This is a genomic window from Streptomyces sp. ATexAB-D23, assembly GCF_000373645.1.
GTDB classification, from domain to species: domain Bacteria; phylum Actinomycetota; class Actinomycetes; order Streptomycetales; family Streptomycetaceae; genus Streptomyces; species Streptomyces castrisilvae.
Map to the genome: position 1 here is coordinate 28,317 of NZ_KB892009.1, position 16,859 is coordinate 45,175.

The 16,859-nt window shown below is 73.0% G+C and carries 15 protein-coding genes; 10 read left to right on the top strand and 5 right to left on the bottom strand.

Going from position 1 to position 16,859, the window contains the following annotated elements:
• Positions 1-116: 116 nt before the first annotated feature.
• A complete protein-coding gene (rpmB, locus tag B082_RS0110455) occupies positions 117-302 on the bottom strand; it encodes a 50S ribosomal protein L28 (protein ID WP_003965989.1) in 186 nt (61 codons plus the stop codon).
• A 270-nt stretch (positions 303-572) separates the two neighbouring features.
• On the opposite strand from rpmB, the gene B082_RS0110460 reads away from it, so the two are divergent.
• Positions 573-2,207, top strand: coding sequence for a DAK2 domain-containing protein (locus B082_RS0110460; protein WP_018551740.1), 1,635 nt, complete (start codon positions 573-575; stop codon positions 2,205-2,207).
• A gap of 124 nt (positions 2,208-2,331) precedes the next feature.
• Here B082_RS0110460 and B082_RS0110465 read toward each other — a convergent pair whose 3' ends face one another.
• Both B082_RS0110465 and B082_RS35900 read right to left on the bottom strand, forming a co-directional pair.
• The gene (locus tag B082_RS0110465; protein ID WP_018551741.1) at positions 2,332-5,253 is read right to left on the bottom strand and encodes a hypothetical protein; all 2,922 of its coding nucleotides are present in this window, start codon (positions 5,251-5,253) and stop codon (positions 2,332-2,334) included.
• 19 nt (positions 5,254-5,272) lie between these two features.
• Positions 5,273-7,180, bottom strand: coding sequence for an HSP90 family protein (locus tag B082_RS35900; protein WP_202453969.1), 1,908 nt, complete (start codon positions 7,178-7,180; stop codon positions 5,273-5,275).
• A 176-nt stretch (positions 7,181-7,356) separates the two neighbouring features.
• Here B082_RS35900 and recG point away from each other — a divergent pair, with 176 nt between their 5' ends.
• The 8 genes from recG (at position 7,357) to mutM (ending at position 14,865) form a co-directional block, all read left to right on the top strand.
• Positions 7,357-9,576, top strand: a complete 2,220-nt coding sequence (recG, locus tag B082_RS0110475) for an ATP-dependent DNA helicase RecG (protein ID WP_199783785.1) — start codon at positions 7,357-7,359, stop codon at positions 9,574-9,576.
• 139 nt (positions 9,577-9,715) lie between these two features.
• Entirely contained in the window at positions 9,716-10,300 is a 585-nt protein-coding gene (gene rsmD / locus B082_RS0110480; RefSeq protein WP_018551744.1) for a 16S rRNA (guanine(966)-N(2))-methyltransferase RsmD, read from the top strand.
• A 26-nt stretch (positions 10,301-10,326) separates the two neighbouring features.
• On the top strand, positions 10,327-10,806 hold the full coding sequence (gene coaD, locus B082_RS0110485; protein WP_199783788.1) for a pantetheine-phosphate adenylyltransferase: 480 nt from the start codon (positions 10,327-10,329) through the stop codon (positions 10,804-10,806).
• A 110-nt stretch (positions 10,807-10,916) separates the two neighbouring features.
• Positions 10,917-12,050 carry an ATP synthase F0 subunit B gene (locus B082_RS0110490; RefSeq protein ID WP_018551746.1) on the top strand — a complete coding sequence of 378 codons (1,134 nt, stop codon included), beginning with the start codon at positions 10,917-10,919 and terminating at the stop codon, positions 12,048-12,050.
• 208 nt (positions 12,051-12,258) lie between these two features.
• Positions 12,259-12,867: a YceD family protein gene (locus B082_RS0110495; protein WP_037709851.1), complete on the top strand. Its 609-nt coding sequence runs from the start codon at positions 12,259-12,261 to the stop codon at positions 12,865-12,867.
• A 2-nt stretch (positions 12,868-12,869) separates the two neighbouring features.
• Complete coding sequence (gene rpmF, locus B082_RS0110500; protein WP_003965982.1) at positions 12,870-13,043, top strand: 50S ribosomal protein L32; 174 nt, start codon at positions 12,870-12,872, stop codon at positions 13,041-13,043.
• A gap of 19 nt (positions 13,044-13,062) precedes the next feature.
• The gene (rnc, locus tag B082_RS0110505; RefSeq protein WP_026249639.1) at positions 13,063-13,887 is read left to right on the top strand and encodes a ribonuclease III; all 825 of its coding nucleotides are present in this window, start codon (positions 13,063-13,065) and stop codon (positions 13,885-13,887) included.
• A gap of 102 nt (positions 13,888-13,989) precedes the next feature.
• Positions 13,990-14,865, top strand: a complete 876-nt coding sequence (mutM, locus tag B082_RS0110510) for a bifunctional DNA-formamidopyrimidine glycosylase/DNA-(apurinic or apyrimidinic site) lyase (RefSeq protein ID WP_018551749.1) — start codon at positions 13,990-13,992, stop codon at positions 14,863-14,865.
• Here mutM and B082_RS0110515 read toward each other — a convergent pair.
• Positions 14,841-15,248, bottom strand: coding sequence for a winged helix-turn-helix transcriptional regulator (locus B082_RS0110515; RefSeq protein WP_018551750.1), 408 nt, complete (start codon positions 15,246-15,248; stop codon positions 14,841-14,843). The two genes, mutM and B082_RS0110515, sit on opposite strands and share 25 nt — an antisense overlap.
• Positions 15,249-15,370: 122 nt before the next feature.
• Positions 15,371-16,420, bottom strand: coding sequence for a CAP domain-containing protein (locus B082_RS0110520; protein WP_026249640.1), 1,050 nt, complete (start codon positions 16,418-16,420; stop codon positions 15,371-15,373).
• Between the two features lie 143 nt (positions 16,421-16,563).
• Here B082_RS0110520 and B082_RS0110525 point away from each other — a divergent pair, with 143 nt between their 5' ends.
• Positions 16,564-16,845 carry an acylphosphatase gene (locus tag B082_RS0110525; RefSeq protein ID WP_026249641.1) on the top strand — a complete coding sequence of 94 codons (282 nt, stop codon included), beginning with the start codon at positions 16,564-16,566 and terminating at the stop codon, positions 16,843-16,845.
• Positions 16,846-16,859: the final 14 nt, after the last annotated feature.

Sequence of the window (16,859 nt, forward strand, 5' to 3'; positions counted from 1 at the left end):
GCCCGCCGGGGCGCGGGCGCAGGCGCCCTCCCCCCGTGCGGGCACGGCAAAAAGCCGGTCCACCGAGATGGACCGGCTTTTTGGGCAACCGGTAGGGCTGCGCTACGACGGGAACGTCAGCGCGCGACCTTGCCGGCCTTGATGCACGAGGTGCAGACGTTGAGCCGCTTCGGCGTCCGCCCGACCACGGCACGCACGCGCTGGATGTTGGGATTCCAGCGACGGGACGTACGGCGGTGCGAGTGCGAAATGCTGTTGCCGAAGCTCGGCCCCTTGCCGCAAACGTCGCAGTTGGCAGCCACGGGTCACTCCAAAACTTCAGATGCACTTACAGTGAAATCCGGCACGCCGGATTCATTGACTGAAGTGGCGGTACCGGGGGAATGTCCCGACTCTCGTCGGGCAACCGAAGCAGCATACAACGGCTGCGTCGGAGATACGAAACTACCATGGGATCCGCACCCGCCCGCCCCGCCCCCGGACCGCCCGGACCCCCCGGCCGGAGCTACCCTGCGGTGCAGCCAGCCGCCCCCGCCCGTGATCCGAGTCCGTGTTCCGAGGAGGACTTCCAGGTGCCGCAGACCGCCGACGAACCGGATGCCGTGGCGGTACGGACCTGGTGCTCCCTGGCCCTGGAGGCGCTCGGCCGCGAGCGCGCCGCGATCGACGCGATCAACGTCTACCCCGTCGCCGACGGGGACACCGGCACCAACCTCTACCTGACCGTGGAGTCCGCGGCCGCCGCCGTCGAAGCGGTCTTCGCCGCCCACGAGACCGGCACCTCGGTGCCCTCGGCGGCGGACGCGGTACGGGCCATGGCCCACGGGGCGCTGATCGGCGCCCGGGGCAACTCCGGCACGATCCTGGCCCAGCTGCTGCGCGGCATGGCCGGTGTGCTCGCCGACGGCACCGGCGGCGACCGCCTCCGCCTGGCGCTCGACCGGGCCGCCGCCTCCGCCCGGGAAGCCGTCGCCCACCCCGTCGAGGGCACGGTCCTCACCGTCGCGGACCGGGCCGCCGCCGCGGCGGGCTGCGCACCGCCCGGCGCGAACACCGCCGAGGTCGCCCGAGCCGCGTACGAAGGGGCCCGTACCGCCCTGGACGCGACCCCCGGACAGCTCCCCGCCCTCGCCAGGGCCGGGGTGGTCGACGCCGGCGGACGCGGCCTGGTGACCCTGCTCGGCGCCCTCGTCGAGGCCGTCTCGGGACGGGCCCCGGAGCGGCCGTACGAGAACCCCGCCCCGTTCGTCCCCACCCACGCCGGCTCCGAGGAGTGCCCGGCCGCCGAGGGGACCGGGGGCGGCCCCGCCTTCGAGGTCATCTACCTCCTGGAAGCCGGTGACGAGGCCGTCGAACGGCTGCGCACCCGGCTGGACGGTCTCGGCGACTCCCTGGTGGTGGTCGGCGGCGACGGCCTGTGGAACGTCCATGTGCACGTGGACGACGCGGGGGCCGCGGTGGAGGCCGGCGTCGAGGCCGGCCGGCCGTACCGCATCCGCATCACCCACTTCGCCGCCGACCGGGCGCACGCCCGCCCCGAACCCGCCCGGCGCGCGGTCGTCGCGGTCGTCCCGGGCGACGGCCTCGCCGCCCTGTGCGAGCAGGCCGGCGCGACGACGGTGCTCGCCCGGCCCGGCGAGCCGCCCGCCAGCGGCGAACTCGTGGACGCGATCCGCCGCGCCCACGCCCGCGAGGTGGTCCTGCTGCCCAACGACGGCGACCTGCGCCACACCGCCGCCGCTGCCGCCGAACAGGCCAGGGCCCAGGGCATCCGGGTCGCCCTCGTCCCGACCAGGGCCGCCGTCCAGGGCATCGCGGCCCTGGCCGTCCACGAGCCCGACCGCAGCTTCGACGAGGACGTGGTCGCCATGACCTCGGCGGCCGGCGCCACCCGCTACGCCGAACTGGCCGTCGCCGAACGGCAGTCCTGGACCATGGCCGGCATCTGCCAGGCCGGCGACATCCTGGGCCTGATCGACGGAGACGTCGCCGTCATCGGCCAGGACGTCCCCGGCACCGCCCGCGAGGTCCTGGACCGCATGCTCGCGGCGGGCGGCGAACTGGTCACCCTGGTCCTCGGCGAGGACACCCCGGCCACCCTCGCCGGCACCCTGGAGGAACACGTCCGCGAGGGCTACCTGGCGGTGGACACCACGGTCTACGACGGCGGCCACCAGCACGCTCCGCTCCTGATCGGCGTGGAGTAGGCGGCCCGGAGCACCACATCGGGCCCGTCCGGCGGGGGCGCCCGACCGGGCCCGTCCGGCGACCGAGGACGAGGGGGCACGCCGGACGGTCCCGGCGCCGGACCACCGCCCCCCCGCCGGGGCCCTACGCGGTGCGGGCCACGTACGCCCGTACCGACTCCACCTCCGCCCGCCGCGCGTCCACCGTCTCGTCCGCCCCTTCCGGCACGCCCTCGTACGCGGCCACCACCTGCGCCGCCCGCCCCAGCGCGGCCCGGCCCCGGCCCAGGTCCGCCTCCAGCCACGCGGCCGTCAGCACGGAGGCCGTGCGCGAGGCCAGCTGTTCGGGGCCCGCCTCGTGGAAGGCCCGCGCAGCCCGGTCCGCGTACCCGAGCGCCTCCTCGTACGCCACCCGCACCGGATCGTCCGCCGCCTCGCCCGGCTCGCCCTCGCAGGACCGGACGATCAGGTCGGCGGTCTGCCCGTACGTACTCGCGAGCTCAGCCCGCAGCTCCGGACGGGCCGCGCACTCCCGCTCCGCCCCGGCCATGAACGCCCGCGCCGCGCTCATCCCCGAGGGGCCCTCCCGCAGCGCGATCCAGGCCCGTACCCGCAGCGTCCGCACCAGCCCCGGCACCTCGCCCAGCGACCGCCACAGCTCCCCGGCGCGCGCGTACGCCTGCTCGGCCTCCGCGTTCAGCTCCGCCCGGTACAGGGACTCCCCGGCGAGCTGGGCGAGCATCGCGTGGTCGTGCTGCTCGGGCCAGGCGCGGGCGATGTCCGCCGCCCGCAGCCGGTGCTCCGCCGCCGCCCTCGGCTCGTCCAGCGCCATCAGCCCGTCGCCGAGCCACCACAGCGTCTGGACGAGCATGCCGTCCCCGTGGTCGTCGGCCGAGATGTCGGGCAGGACGGCCTCCAGCACGGCTGCCGCCTCCGCCGCCCGGCCCAGCCCCAGCAGCCGGCCACCGAGCCGGTGCCGCGCGTAGACCCCCAGCGACTCGCTCTCACCGGCCTCGTCCGCCCAGTGCGAGGCGTCCAGGGTGCGGTCCGCCGCCTCGCCGAGCCGCCCGGTCGCGGCCAGCGCCTCGGCCAGCTGGAGAAGGAGCCGGGCCCGGCCGGACGGGCTCACCAACGTCTCGCCGTGCTCCAGCGCCGCCCGCGCGGCCCGCTCCGCCGTCGCGTGGTCGTGCAGCCGGCCGGCGGTCTGCGCCGTCCGTGCCTCGTAGTCCACGGCGCTCCAGGGCAGCCCCGCCCCGTGCGCCTCGGCGGCGGCCCGCTCGTACAGGCCGAGGGCGCCGGGGTCGTCGCCCCGGTGGGCCGCGACATCCCCGAGGTGGCCCAGCGCCTCCGCGATCCGGGTGGCGACCCGGCCCTCGCCGCGCCGGGGCTCGGCGAACGCCAGCACCTCCCGGGCCGCCTCTTCGAGCTCCGCGACCGCGGCCAAGTGCGCCTCCTCGTTCGCCGCCCGCAGCATCCGCTGCTCGGTGATCCGGGCCCGGCAGACCAGGACTCCGGACGCCTGCCGCGCCGTCGCCCCGCCCCGGGCGTGCAGGGCGAGGGCCTGCTCCACGAGCGGCCCGATCAGGGCCGCCGCCTCATCGGTCTCCCCGTCCAGCGCACGGGCGAAGACCCCCCGGGCGCGCGCGGCGACGGCCTCGCCCGCGTCGCCCCCGGCCTCGTACAGCCCGGCCGCCTTCTCGAACGCCTGCGCGGCCCCGGCGGGCGGCAGGGTGCCGTCCATCGCGAGGTGGTCCTCCAGCGTCGCCCGGTCCAGGTCCGCGAGGACGGCCCCCTCCGCTTCGGCGCGCGCGGCGACCGACCGCCAGGCGGCCCCGGCCTCGGGGCGCAGCGCCTCGGACAGCCGGTGCGCCTCGGCGAGCAGCGCCGCCAGGTCCGGCGCGTCCGCGCCCCCGGCGGCCTCCTGCGGTACGGGGGCGGGCCGGGCCGTGCTCACCGGCCGCGCAGCCCGTAGGCCGAGCGGCAGCCGGTCCAGCAGCGGGGCCTGCGCCAGCCGTTCGCGCACCTCCCCGCCCACGTACCCGTTGCCGTTGCGCTCGTCGAAGCGGGCGGCCAGGGCCAGCGCCCGGCTCCGGGCCCCGACGGCCAGCGAGGCGGCGGTCCACTCCGTCCCGGCCGGGCCGGGCACCGACTGCCCGCCGTGGCCCAGCGCGGTGAGCCGGTCCATCAGCAGGGCGGTCACGGTCAGGAAGTTCATCAGGCTGCTGGGGTTCCCGCTGTCCGTGAAGTACGCCGGCCGCTCGGCGAGGATCTCCAGGCCCCGGGCCTCGTTGCCGGTCAGCGCGCAGAACTCGATGTGCAGTGCGGCCGAGTAGCGCATGCTCTCCATCGGCCGGACCATCCGGTAACCGCGCAGATGGTGCGCCCGCGCCTGCTCCGCGCGCCCCGTCCGCAGCAGCGGCAGCAGGGAGGACGCCAGCACGGCGTGCGGCTCGTGCGCGCAGACGTGCTCCCCGTCCAGCACCGGAGCCCAGGTCTTCAGCGCCTCCTCGTCCAGCCCGCGCAGCACCTGCCAGGCGCCCTGCCCGTGCAGTTCGCAGGCGTGGCAGTTGGCCATCCGGTCCCGGTCGGCGGCCAGCCAGGCGGTGTACGCCCGCTCGCCCCGTTCCAGGTCGCCCAGGTGCCGGGCGATCTCCAGCTCGCCCTGGCGCACGGCCCGCTCCGAGTGGCCGGCGAGCCGGTAGCGGTGGGCCATCTCGGCCTGCCACTTCTCGATGGAGGCGAGCGGGATGTGCGGCTGGTCGACCATGGAGCTGGAGACCCACTTGAACATCCAGAACAGATGATGGGTCATGAACCGGTCGAAGTCGCCGGGCTGTTCGTCCCACAGCTTCAGCAGCCGCGCGAAGGGCACGAACAGCTTGTCCTTCTCGGAGCTGTAGTTGTAGACCTGAAGCTGATGGACGAGCGCCTCGATCACCAGCGCGCCGTCCCCGCTCCGCTCGGCCTCGGCCAGGAGCCGTTCCGAGCGGGCGTTGCGCGCGGGCCCCTCGGGCTCGTCCTGCATGTCCCGCAGGGCCTGGCGGATCGTCGCTGCGTCGGCGCTCATCGGCCGTCCTCCTGGGGGTTCACGGGCGGGGTGGGGACGCGGCGCCGGGCGGCGCGGCGGGCGGTGGGGCCGGGGGAGCGGCCGGAGGGGTGGCCGGGGGTGCGGCCGGGGGCGCGGCCCACTCCAGGAGCCCCATGAAGGCCCGGTTCAGCAGCGCCGAGTCGGCCGGGCGCAACGGACGCTGCGCCATCAGCAGGGCCTGCCCGTACAGCGCCTCCGTCGCGGTCGCCGCCAGTTCCGGGGTGTCCAGCGAACCGATGCGGCGGATCAGCGGGTTGAGCTGGTTCAGTACGAGCCGGGCACGCGGCGCGCTGCCGCGCAACGAGCCCAGAATGCCCGCCCACAGATCGTCCGCCCGCGCCTCGGCCTCGGCCCTGGCCCGCTCATGACGGACCGACCGGTCGTCCAGATGCAGCGCCGGAGTGGTCACCGGGTGGAAGGCGCGCACCACCACGTCGCAGCCCAGCGGGTCGAGCCGGGCCCGCGCCGCCGCGAGGAACGGGCCGAGCGCCAGCTCCTCGGCCGGGTCCACGGCGTCCAGATGCGCGGTCACCGTATCGGCGTCCAGCTCCGCGACCACCGTCCCCGGCCGGGCCGCGGGCAGCCGCTCGACCAGCTCGGTGTCGTACGTGTAGCCGCCGTTGACCACCCCGATGCCCTGCGCCGACGCGATCGGCGCGACCTGCCGGAACTCCTCCACGGTCCGGGTGAAGTGCACCACCGGGTGGCGCCGGGCGAACTCCTCCAGGGACAGCCTGCCGTCCGTCGTCTCGAACGGCAGCCACGGCAGCATCGTGCGCCACATCGCCTCGTCGTGCCTGGCCAGCGACTTCACGCCCAAGTGGTGCACGGACAGGAACTGCGCCAGCCGCTCCGGATCACCCGCCGCGAGTCCCGTCAGCCACTGTCTGACCCGGTCGCCCAGCGCGTCCCGCACGGCGGCCAGCGTCTCGTCCGCGTACAGCGCCTCGCGCGAGGCGGTGGGCCGCAGGGTGTCCGTGTCGATCACGCACCGCACGAAGAACGCCCACTCCGGCAGCAGTTCCTCCGCCCGGTCCGTCAGCAGCATGCCCTTGAGATGCACCCGGTGACCCGCGCGCTGCGCCGGGCTCACCGCCGACGGCAGGACATGGGCCACCCCGCGTATCCCGGCGAGCGGCAGGGCGAGATCGATCGTGTCGAGCGGTGAGAAGCCGAACTGCTCGTGGCAGTGGCGCGCCAGCGCCACCCGCCGCGCGGCCGGGCTCGGATACGCCCGGTCCCAGGGGGCCGGCAGCGCCGTGACGGCCGCCTCGCCGACCCGGACGTCGTACGGCAGCAGCGAACCGAAGTCACGGGCCAGCGCGAGCACCCGCTCCTCCGCCAGCCACTCGGCGCTCCCCGGCCGGGCGGTCAGATGCACGGTGGTCCCGGGCTCCGGGCGCGCGCTGTCGGGCAGCGTACGGACGGTGTACGAACCGTCGTCACGGGCGCACCACTCCACCGGCGGCTCCCCGGGCGTCCGCGCGGACCGGCTCACCACCCGGATCTCGGCGGCCACCACGAAGCACGCCAGCAGCCCGATCCCGAACTGACCGAGGAACCCGGCACGCGCCGAGGCGAGCGACTCGGCACCGTCCCGTTTGGAGCTGCGGCCGATCGTGGCGAGCAGGCTGTGCACATCGGCCTCGGTCAGGCCGATGCCGCTGTCCTCCACCCGCAGCCGGCCGTCCCCGGCGTACAGCCGCACCAGCGCGGGCGCGTCCGGCTCATCGGCCCGGCGGGCGGTGATGGCGTCCACGGCGTTCTGCAGCAGCTCGCGCAGGTAGACGCGGGGCGAGGAGTAGAGGTGGTGGGAGAGGAGGTCGACCAGTCCGCGCAGATCCACCTGGAAGGTGTGCGGTTCCCGGGCGGCGGCGGAATCGGGTGCTGAAGTCTCGGATGTCATCGTCGCAGCGCCGGTGGGGGACCTTTCGGCAGCGCGGGTCGGGCGGTCCCCGGGAGGGTGACCGCGAAGGAGAGGTGTGGGGGAGGCGATCCTAGAGTCGAGGCGGCCATTCCGACCAGGGGTTTCCGGGGCCCACGGCGGTGCCCGCCGGACAACTGTCACTGCCGTGGTGTGCAATGGATCGCGTGTCTGCGTTCGACGAACCCCTCAAGAAGCTGCTCGGTGGCGCCACCGCGAAGGTGATGGCGGACCACCTCGACCTGCACACGGTCGGTGATCTGCTGCATCACTACCCGCGCCGGTACGAGGAGCGCGGCCGGCTCACGGCGCTGACCGACCTCCCGCTCGACGAGCACGTCACGGTCGTCGCCCAGGTCGCCGACGCCCGTGTGCTGACGTTCAACGGCGGCCGCGGCAAGCGCCTCGAAGTGACCCTCACCGACGGCCACGGCCGGCTCCAGCTGGTCTTCTTCGGCCACGGCGTCCACAAACCGCACAAGGACCTGCTGCCGGGCCGGCGCGCCATGTTCGCCGGCAAGGTCTCCGTCTTCAACCACAAGATGCAGCTCGCCCACCCCACGTACCAGCTGCTCGACGCCGCATCCGCGGACGACGCCGGGGCGACCGAGGCCGTGGACGCCTTCGCGGGGAAGCTGCTGCCGATCTACCCCGCCTGCAAGCAGCTCGACTCCTGGCGGATCGCCAAGGCGGTCGACGCGGTGCTGCCCAGCGCCCAGGACGCCGTGGACCCGCTGCCCGACGCCCTGCGCGAGGGCCGCGGCTTCACCCCACTGCCCGAGGCCCTGCTGAAGATCCACCGGCCGCAGACCAAGGCCGATGTCGCGGCAGCCCGGGACCGGCTGAAGTGGGACGAGGCATTCGTCCTCCAGGTCGCGCTGGCCCGCCGCAGGTTCGCCGACACCCTGCTCCCGGCCGTCGCCCGCCGCCCCGCCCCCGACGGCCTGCTCGACGCCTTCGACGCGAAGCTGCCGTTCACCCTCACCGACGGCCAGTTGAAGGTCTCCGAGGAGATCTTCGACGACCTCGCCACCGAACACCCGATGCACCGCCTCCTCCAGGGCGAGGTCGGTTCCGGAAAGACCATGGTCGCCCTGCGCGCCATGCTCGCCGTGGTCGACGCCGGCGGGCAGGCCGCGATGCTCGCGCCCACCGAGGTCCTCGCCCAGCAGCACCACCGGTCCATCACCGAGATGATGGGGGAGCTGGCCGAAGGAGGCATGCTCGGCGGTTCCGACCGGGGGACGAAGGTCGTCCTGCTCACCGGTTCCATGGGCACCGCCGCGCGCCGCCAGGCCCTGCTCGACCTGGTCACCGGCGAGGCCGGCATCGTCATCGGCACGCACGCGTTGATCGAGGACAAGGTCAAGTTCCACGACCTGGGCCTGGTCGTCGTGGACGAGCAGCACCGCTTCGGCGTGGAGCAGCGCGATGCCCTGCGCTCCAAGGGCAAACAGCCCCCGCACCTGCTCGTCATGACCGCCACCCCCATCCCCCGCACGGTCGCCATGACGGTCTTCGGCGACCTGGAGACGTCCGTACTCGACCAGCTGCCGGCCGGCCGCTCACCCATCGCCAGCCACGTCGTCCCCGCCAAGGACAAGCCCCACTTCCTCACCCGCGCCTGGGAACGGGTCCGCGAGGAAGTGGAGAACGGCCACCAGGCGTACGTGGTCTGCCCCCGCATCGGGGACGACGAGGACGACCCCGCAAAGAAGAAGGGGAAGAAGAAGACCGCCGAGGAGGAGGCGACGGCGGACAAGCGCCCGCCGCTCGCCGTCCTGGAGATCGCCGAACAGCTCGCGAAGGGCCCTCTGAGCGGCCTGCGCGTCGAGGTGCTGCACGGCAGGATGCAGCCCGACGACAAGGACGACGTGATGCGCCGCTTCGCCGCGGGCGAGGTCGACGTCCTGGTCGCCACCACCGTCATCGAGGTCGGCGTCAACGTCCCCAACGCCACCGCGATGGTGATCATGGACGCCGACCGCTTCGGCGTCTCCCAGCTGCACCAGCTGCGCGGCCGGGTCGGCCGCGGCTCGGCCCCCGGCCTCTGCCTGCTGGTCACCGAGGCCCACGAGGCGAGCCCGGCCCGCGCCCGCCTCTCCGCCGTCGCCGCCACCCTGGACGGTTTCGAGCTGTCCCGCATCGACCTCGAACAGCGCCGCGAGGGCGACGTCCTGGGCCAGGCCCAGTCCGGGGTCCGCTCCTCGCTGCGGGTCCTGAGCGTCATCGACGACGAGGAGGTCATCGCCGCCGCCCGCCAGGAGGCCGTCACCGTCGTGGCCGCCGACCCGGAGCTGGAACACCTGCCGGAGCTGCGCACCGCCCTGGACGCCCTGCTCGACAAGGACCGCGAGGAGTACCTGGAGAAGGGGTGAGCACGGGCAGTGCCCTCGCCGGGCCCCGTCCCCGGGCCCGCCGGGCCCCGGAGCGCCCCGTCCCCGCCGACGCCATATCGTGGGAGGCACGGCGCCCGCTCCACCCCGCGCGCCGCCCCGACCCGAGGAACAGTCACCCATGACCCGCGTGATCGCAGGCGTGGCCGGCGGACGCCGCCTGGCCGTCCCGCCCGGCACCGGCACCCGCCCCACCTCCGACCGGGCGCGCGAGGGCCTGTTCTCCACCTGGCAGGCGCTCCTCGGCACCCTGGACGGCATCCGGATCGCCGACCTCTACGCGGGCTCGGGCGCCGTCGGCCTCGAAGCGCTCTCCCGGGGCGCGGCCCACGCCCTGCTCGTCGAGGCCGACACCAAGGCCGTCCGCACGGTCCGGGACAACGCCCGCACCCTGGGCCTGCCCGGCGCCGAGGTCCGCAGCGGCAAAGCGGAACAGATCGTGACGGGCCCGGCACCCGCGGAGCCGTACGACGTGGTCTTCCTGGACCCGCCCTACGCCGTCACCGACGACGATCTTGGCGAGATCCTGCTCACACTCCGTTCCCAGGGGTGGCTCACAGCCGACGCGCTCGTCACCGTGGAACGCAGCACCAGAGGCGGAGAATTCAGCTGGCCCAAGGGATTCGAGCCATTGCGGGCCCGTCGCTACGGCGAGGGAACGCTTTGGTACGGTCGCGCCGCCGCTACGTGCGAAGACGCACGATGACCGGACCGGAGAGCGAGGGAATCAAGTTGCGCCGCGCCGTATGCCCGGGGTCGTTCGACCCCATCACCAATGGACATCTCGACATCATCGGCCGCGCCTCGAAGCTGTACGACGTCGTACATGTCGCGGTGATGATCAACCAGTCCAAGAAGGGCCTGTTCACGGTCGACGAGCGGATAGAGCTCATCCGCCAGGTCACGTCGGACTTCGGCAACGTCCAGGTCGAGTCCTTCCACGGACTGCTGGTCGACTTCTGCAAGGAGCGCGACATCCCGGCGATCGTGAAGGGCCTGCGGGCCGTCAGCGACTTCGACTACGAACTCCAGATGGCCCAGATGAACAACGGGCTCTCCGGCGTCGAAACGCTCTTCGTGCCGACCAACCCCACCTACAGCTTCCTGTCGTCCTCCCTGGTCAAGGAGGTGGCGACCTGGGGCGGCGACGTCTCCCACCTGCTGCCCCCGGTCGTCCACGAGGTCCTGACCGAACGCCTCGCGCAGCGCTGAGCCGCTGACAGGGCGTCAGCCGCGCACCCCGCAGGTGTCGGACGGGCGCCGACTGGCCGTACAGTCGTCCCGTCCGTCTCCAATCGGCAGTAGAGAGTGGCGAGCACACGGTGGACGTGCAGAAGAAGCTCGACGAGATCGTCGAGACGGTCGGGAACGCCCGGTCCATGCCCATGTCGGCATCCTGCGTGGTCAACCGCGCCGACCTGCTCTCGATGCTCGAAGAGGTGCGCGACGCCCTGCCCGGCTCGCTCGCCCAGGCCGCCGAGGTCATCGGCGGTCATGAGCAACTGGTCGAGCAGGCCCGCCAGGAGGCCGGCCGGATCATCGAGAACGCCCACGCCGAGCGCACCACCCTGGTCTCCGACACCGAGATCGCCCGGCGCTCCCAGGCCGAGGCCGACCGGATTCTCGCCGAGGCCCGCAAGGAGGCCGAAGAGGTCCGCGCCGAGGCCGACGAGTACGTCGACAGCAAGCTCGCCAACTTCGAGGTCGTCCTCACCAAGACCATCGGCTCCGTCGACCGGGGCCGCGAGAAGCTCCTCGGCCGCGGCCAGGGCTTCGACGACCAGGGTTACGAGGACCCGGACTTCACCGAGGCCCCCGAGCGCAGCGCCGACCCGGCCACGCTCCAGCGCCGGGCCGACGAGTACGTGGACACCAAGCTCGGCGCCTTCGAGGCGGTGCTCGCCAAGACCCTGGAGGCGGTCGGCCGGGGCCGGCAGAAGCTGCACGGCCGGGTCGCCACCGACGAGCTGGGCGCGCACATCGCGGCCCAGGACGCGGCGGGCAGCCAGGGCCACACCAGCGACGAGGACCACTGGGCCGGACTGGCCGAGGTGGCCACCCCGCAGCCGCTCCAGGTTCCCCACCAGTCCGAGCCGCAGTACCCCGCCCAGCCGGAGCCGCAGTACGCGCAGACGTACGCCTACCAGGACCAGCCGCAGCAGGACACCTATCAGGACCAGTCCCGGCAGGACGCCTACCAGGATCCCGCGCAGCAGGACGTCTACGGCTACCAGCAGCAGCCCGACCCGTACGCGGCCTACCAGCAGCAGGGCTACGACCAGCAGGCCCAGGCCGTGATGCCGGCACAGGGCGGCGGCTACGACGCCTGGCAGCAGCCCGTACCGGCGCAGCAGCCGCTCCAGCAGCACGGCGAGGGCGCCCTCGACGAGACCAGTCTGTTCGACACCAGCATGATCGACCTGGACCAGCTGCGCCGCTACGAGCAGGAGCGCTGACCCTGGGCGATCATGCCGCGCGGGCCCGGATTGGGAGCTGAGCGGTGAGTCCAGTATCCTGGATCCTCGGTCGCGCGCATGTCCGCGATCCCGGCTGCCCGCTTCGACTCCGGACCGGTCGGCCCCTCCCACCCCCACCGCGCGTGACGCGTTCGATCCGAAAGCAGGAGAAGCCCTGAACGGCCACCTCGACCACCGAAACCCCCTCGTGTTCGATACGCACGAGCTGGGTCGGCGTCCCGGTGCCATGCAGCGGCTGACCCGCACGGCGGACGCCCCCGCCGATCTCGGTATCGCCGGCGTCATCGGAGTGCCGGAAGGCGCCCCGGTGGAGCTGAAGGTCCGCCTCGAATCCGTCATGGAGGGTGTGCTCGTCACCGGCACCGCCCGTGCGACGGCCGAGGGGGAGTGCGTAAGGTGTCTGGAGCCGCTGAGCCGTGAGGTGGAGGCGGACTTCCAGGAGATGTTCTCGTACCCTGACGCCGATGACCGGAACCGTGGCAAGACGGCGGACCCGGTCGACGACGCCGAGGACGACGAGGACAGGTATTTCCTAGAGGACGGCTTGTTCGACCTCGAACCCGTGCTGCGTGATGCGGTGGTGCTCGCACTGCCGATGCAGCCGGTGTGCAAGGAGACCTGCGCCGGTCTGTGTTCCGAATGCGGAATCAGGCTGGACGAGAATCCGGGCCACCACCACGATGCCGTCGACGCACGTTGGGCGGCACTGCAAGGACTCGCCGAGACCGTTCAGGACGGCGAGAAGGACAACATGGGCGGCGCCGCACCCGGCGTCGACAAGAAGCAGGAGAAGTAGCCGTGGCTGTTCCGAAGCGGAAGATGTCGCGCAGCAACACGCGCCACCGCCGGTCGCAGTGGAAGGCTGCGGTCCCCACCCTGGTTTCGTGCGAGCGCTGCCAGGAGCCGAAGCTGCAGCACATCGCGTGCCCCAGCTGCGGCACGTACAACAAGCGCCAGGTCCTCGAGGTCTGAGCGGCTGGTGAGAGGCCCGATGTCTGAGTTGTCCCACGCCAAGAAGCAGGCAGACAACGTCAACACAGCCTCGTCCCACACGCTTCTGGAAGGGCGGCTCGGTTATCAGATCGAGTCCGCCCTTCTGGTGCGTGCGCTGACCCACCGTTCGTACGCGTACGAGAACGGCGGTCTGCCCACCAACGAGCGGCTGGAGTTCCTAGGGGACTCCGTGCTCGGCCTGGTGGTCACGGACACGCTGTACCGCACCCACCCCGACCTGCCCGAAGGCCAGCTGGCCAAGTTGCGGGCCGCGGTGGTCAACTCGCGTGCGCTTGCGGAAGTGGGCCGCGGCCTAGAACTCGGCTCCTTCATCCGGCTCGGCCGCGGTGAAGAGGGCACGGGTGGCCGGGACAAGGCCTCCATCCTCGCCGACACCCTTGAAGCGGTGATCGGCGCGGTCTATCTCGATCAGGGCCTCGACGCGGCCTCGGAGCTGGTCCACCGGCTCTTCGACCCGCTCATCGACAGGTCCTCGAACCTCGGCGCCGGCCTGGACTGGAAGACCAGCCTCCAGGAGCTCACCGCGAGCGAGAGCCTCGGAGTCCCCGAGTACCTCGTCACGGAGACCGGCCCGGACCACGAGAAGACCTTTACTGCTGCTGCTCGCGTCGGTGGTGTCTCGTACGGCACCGGCACCGGCCGTAGCAAGAAGGAAGCGGAGCAGCAGGCGGCCGAGTCCGCCTGGCGCGAGATCAGCGCCGCAGCCCAGGCGCGGGAGGCCGCGGCGAAGGCCGCGGCCGACGGAGGGGTCGCCGACACCCCTGCCGGCCCGTCGCCTTCCACGGACGGTGCTCCCGCCTGACCTGCGAGAACCCCCCGGTGCCAGTCGTGCGCCGGGGGGTTCTCCCTGTCCGCACCCCACCCGTCACCGTCCCGTTCGAGACGCAGAGCCAGGAGCGACACCGTGCCCGAACTGCCCGAGGTCGAAGTCGTCCGCCGCGGTCTGGAACGCTGGGTCGCCGGCCGGACGGCCGCTGAGGTCGAGGTCCTGCACCCGCGCGCGGTCCGCCGCCACCTCGCGGGCGGCGTGGACTTCGCGGCCCGGCTCGCGGGCGCGCGCTTCGGGACGGCGATGCGCCGCGGCAAGTACCTGTGGGTGCCGCTGGACGACGCGGCGGACTCACTCCTCGGCCACCTCGGCATGAGCGGCCAGCTCCTCGTCCAGCCCGAGGGGGCGCCCGACGAGAAGCACCTGCGGATCAGGATCAGGTTCGCCGACTCCGTCGGCACCGAGCTGCGGTTCGTGGACCAGCGCACCTTCGGCGGGCTCTCGCTCCACGAGAACACCCCCGACGGCCTGCCCGACATCATCGCCCACATCGCCCGCGACCCCCTGGACCCGGCCTTCGACGACGCCGCCTTCCACACGGCACTGCGCCTGCGCCGCACCACGGTCAAGCGCGCCCTGCTCGACCAGTCGCTGATCAGCGGGGTCGGCAACATCTACGCGGACGAGGCGCTCTGGCGCTCCCGGCTGCACTACGACCGCCCGACCGCGACGCTGACCCGCCCCAGGTCCGCCGAGCTGCTCGGCCACGTCCGCGACGTGATGAACGCGGCGCTGGCCCAGGGCGGCACGAGCTTCGACAGCCTCTATGTGAACGTCAACGGCGAATCGGGCTACTTCGACCGCTCGCTCGACGCCTACGGCCGCGAGGGCGAGCCCTGCCACCGCTGCGGTACGGCGATGGCGCGGCGCCCCTGGATGAACAGGTCGAGCTACTACTGCCCGCGCTGCCAGCGCCCGCCCCGGCCTCAGGCCTCGCGCGCCGCGTCGTAGCGCTCACGCGCCGCCAGGACCTCGGACATGCGGCCCTCCACGAAGTGGATCAGACCGAGCAGCCGCTCCGCGACCTCGCGCCCGAGCGGGGTCAGCTCGTAGTCGACGCGGGGCGGATTGACGAGCTGTGCCTCGCGGTGCACCAGACCGTCCCGCTCCAGCGCGTGCAGGGTCTGGGACAGCATCTTCTCGCTGACCCCGTCGACCCGGCGGCGCAGTGCGTTGAAGCGCAGGCTCCCTTCGTACAGCGCCCCGAGCGTGAGGCTGCCCCAGCGGCCGGTGGCGTGTTCCAGCAGGCCGCGCGAGGGGCACCGCTTGGAGAACACGTCGAACGGCAGATCGGCGTCCTGCCGCTCCTCGGGCGATGCGGTGCTCTGGTCCATGAAAACCAGCGTACGCCCGCACAGCGCTTTCCTGGAGACAGCGGAATCCATGGGGAAGCGAGTGGGGCGTACGGGGTGGTGCCTACGGGCGATGCGTACGGCGGTGGCGGGCCGGAGGCCGGTCAGAAGCCGAAGTCCTGGGTCCACCAGGGGCCGCCGGCCCCGAGGTGGACGCCGACGCCGAGGGTCTTGTAATCGCAGTTGAGAATGTTTGCCCGGTGGCCGTCGCTGTTCATCCAGGCGTCCATCACGGCCTGGGCGTCGGCCTGTCCGCGGGCGATGTTCTCGCCGCCGAGCCCCGAGACACCGGCCGCGTCCGCCCGGTCCCAGGGGGTCTTCCCGTCCGGGTCGGTGTGGCCGAAGAAGCCGCGCTCGGCCATGTCGTCGCTGAAGTTCTGGGCGAGCGAGGCCAGCGAGGCGCTCGCCGTGACCGGGCTGCACCCGACCTTGGCGCGCTCCTGGTTGACCAGGGCGAGCACGGCGGCCTCGGCGGAGGCCGGGGTGGCGGTCGGGGTGCTGCTCCTGGACGGGGCCGGGGCGGAGGACGAGGGCTTCGGGGCGGCGGGGGCCGCCGGGGTGCTGCTCCCGGCCGCCGTGGTGGCGGGTGCCTTGGAGGTGCTGGAGGAGGGGCGGGCCGACTCCTTCTTCTTGGCCGCCGCCTTCTTGCCGGCCGCGGTCTTCGTCGGCGTGGCCGACTTCGAGGGCGATGCGGAAGAGGGCGAGGCGGAAGCGGAAGGCGAGGCCGATGCCGATGCGGATGCGGAAGCCGACCGGGAGGCGGTCGCCGATTCGGAGGGCGTGCCGGACTTGGTGGAACGCGACTTCGCGGGTCCGGTGGAGCGGTCGGTTCCGCGGCTGGCCTTCGCCGAAGCGGAGGAGCGGTCGGCGGGCTCGGTGGTGGCGCCGCCCTGGGTGAGCAGGTCCGGGGCCGCCTGGGAGCGCACCTGATCGACGGTCGGGCCGCCGCCCACGGTGTGGCTGTCACCGCCGGGCAGCAGACCCGAGGCCACGGCGACGGCTCCGACGGCCATGGCCGCCGAGACGCCTATCAGCCCCGTGCGCACGGGTATCGCGGATCGCTTCCTGCGGCCCGCTTCCCGGCGCCGGCCGGCGGCCCCGTCCGCGGACTCCTCAGCGGCGGGAGCTGCGGCGATGCGTCGATGGCGTCCCATCTGCTGTGCCCTTCTGACGACCTGGACGCCGTTTTCGGCGCCCCACGCTCACCCGAACGAGTGAAGCTTTTGCGAGGGGACTGTACGCCATGGCGATTCGCAGAGAAGTGCTCCGCGAGTAATTGACCGGCTAGCGTTCGGGCATGAACGAAGATGCGCGACTCATCGCCTGGGTACGCGGCCGAGTACAGCAAGTAGGGTTCCGCTGGTTCACCAGGGCAAACGCTTTGGAGATCGGGGGCCTCACCGGTTTCGCCCTCAATCTGGACGACGGCAGGGTGCAGGTCGTGGCCGAGGGCCCGCGTGAGAATTGCCACCGTCTCCTGGAGTGGCTGCGGTCGGACGACACACCCGGCCGCGTTGACGGTGTCACTGAGATATGGGACACGCCGCGCGGAGGATATGAGGGATTCGCGATCCGCTGACCCGGCACCGGAAC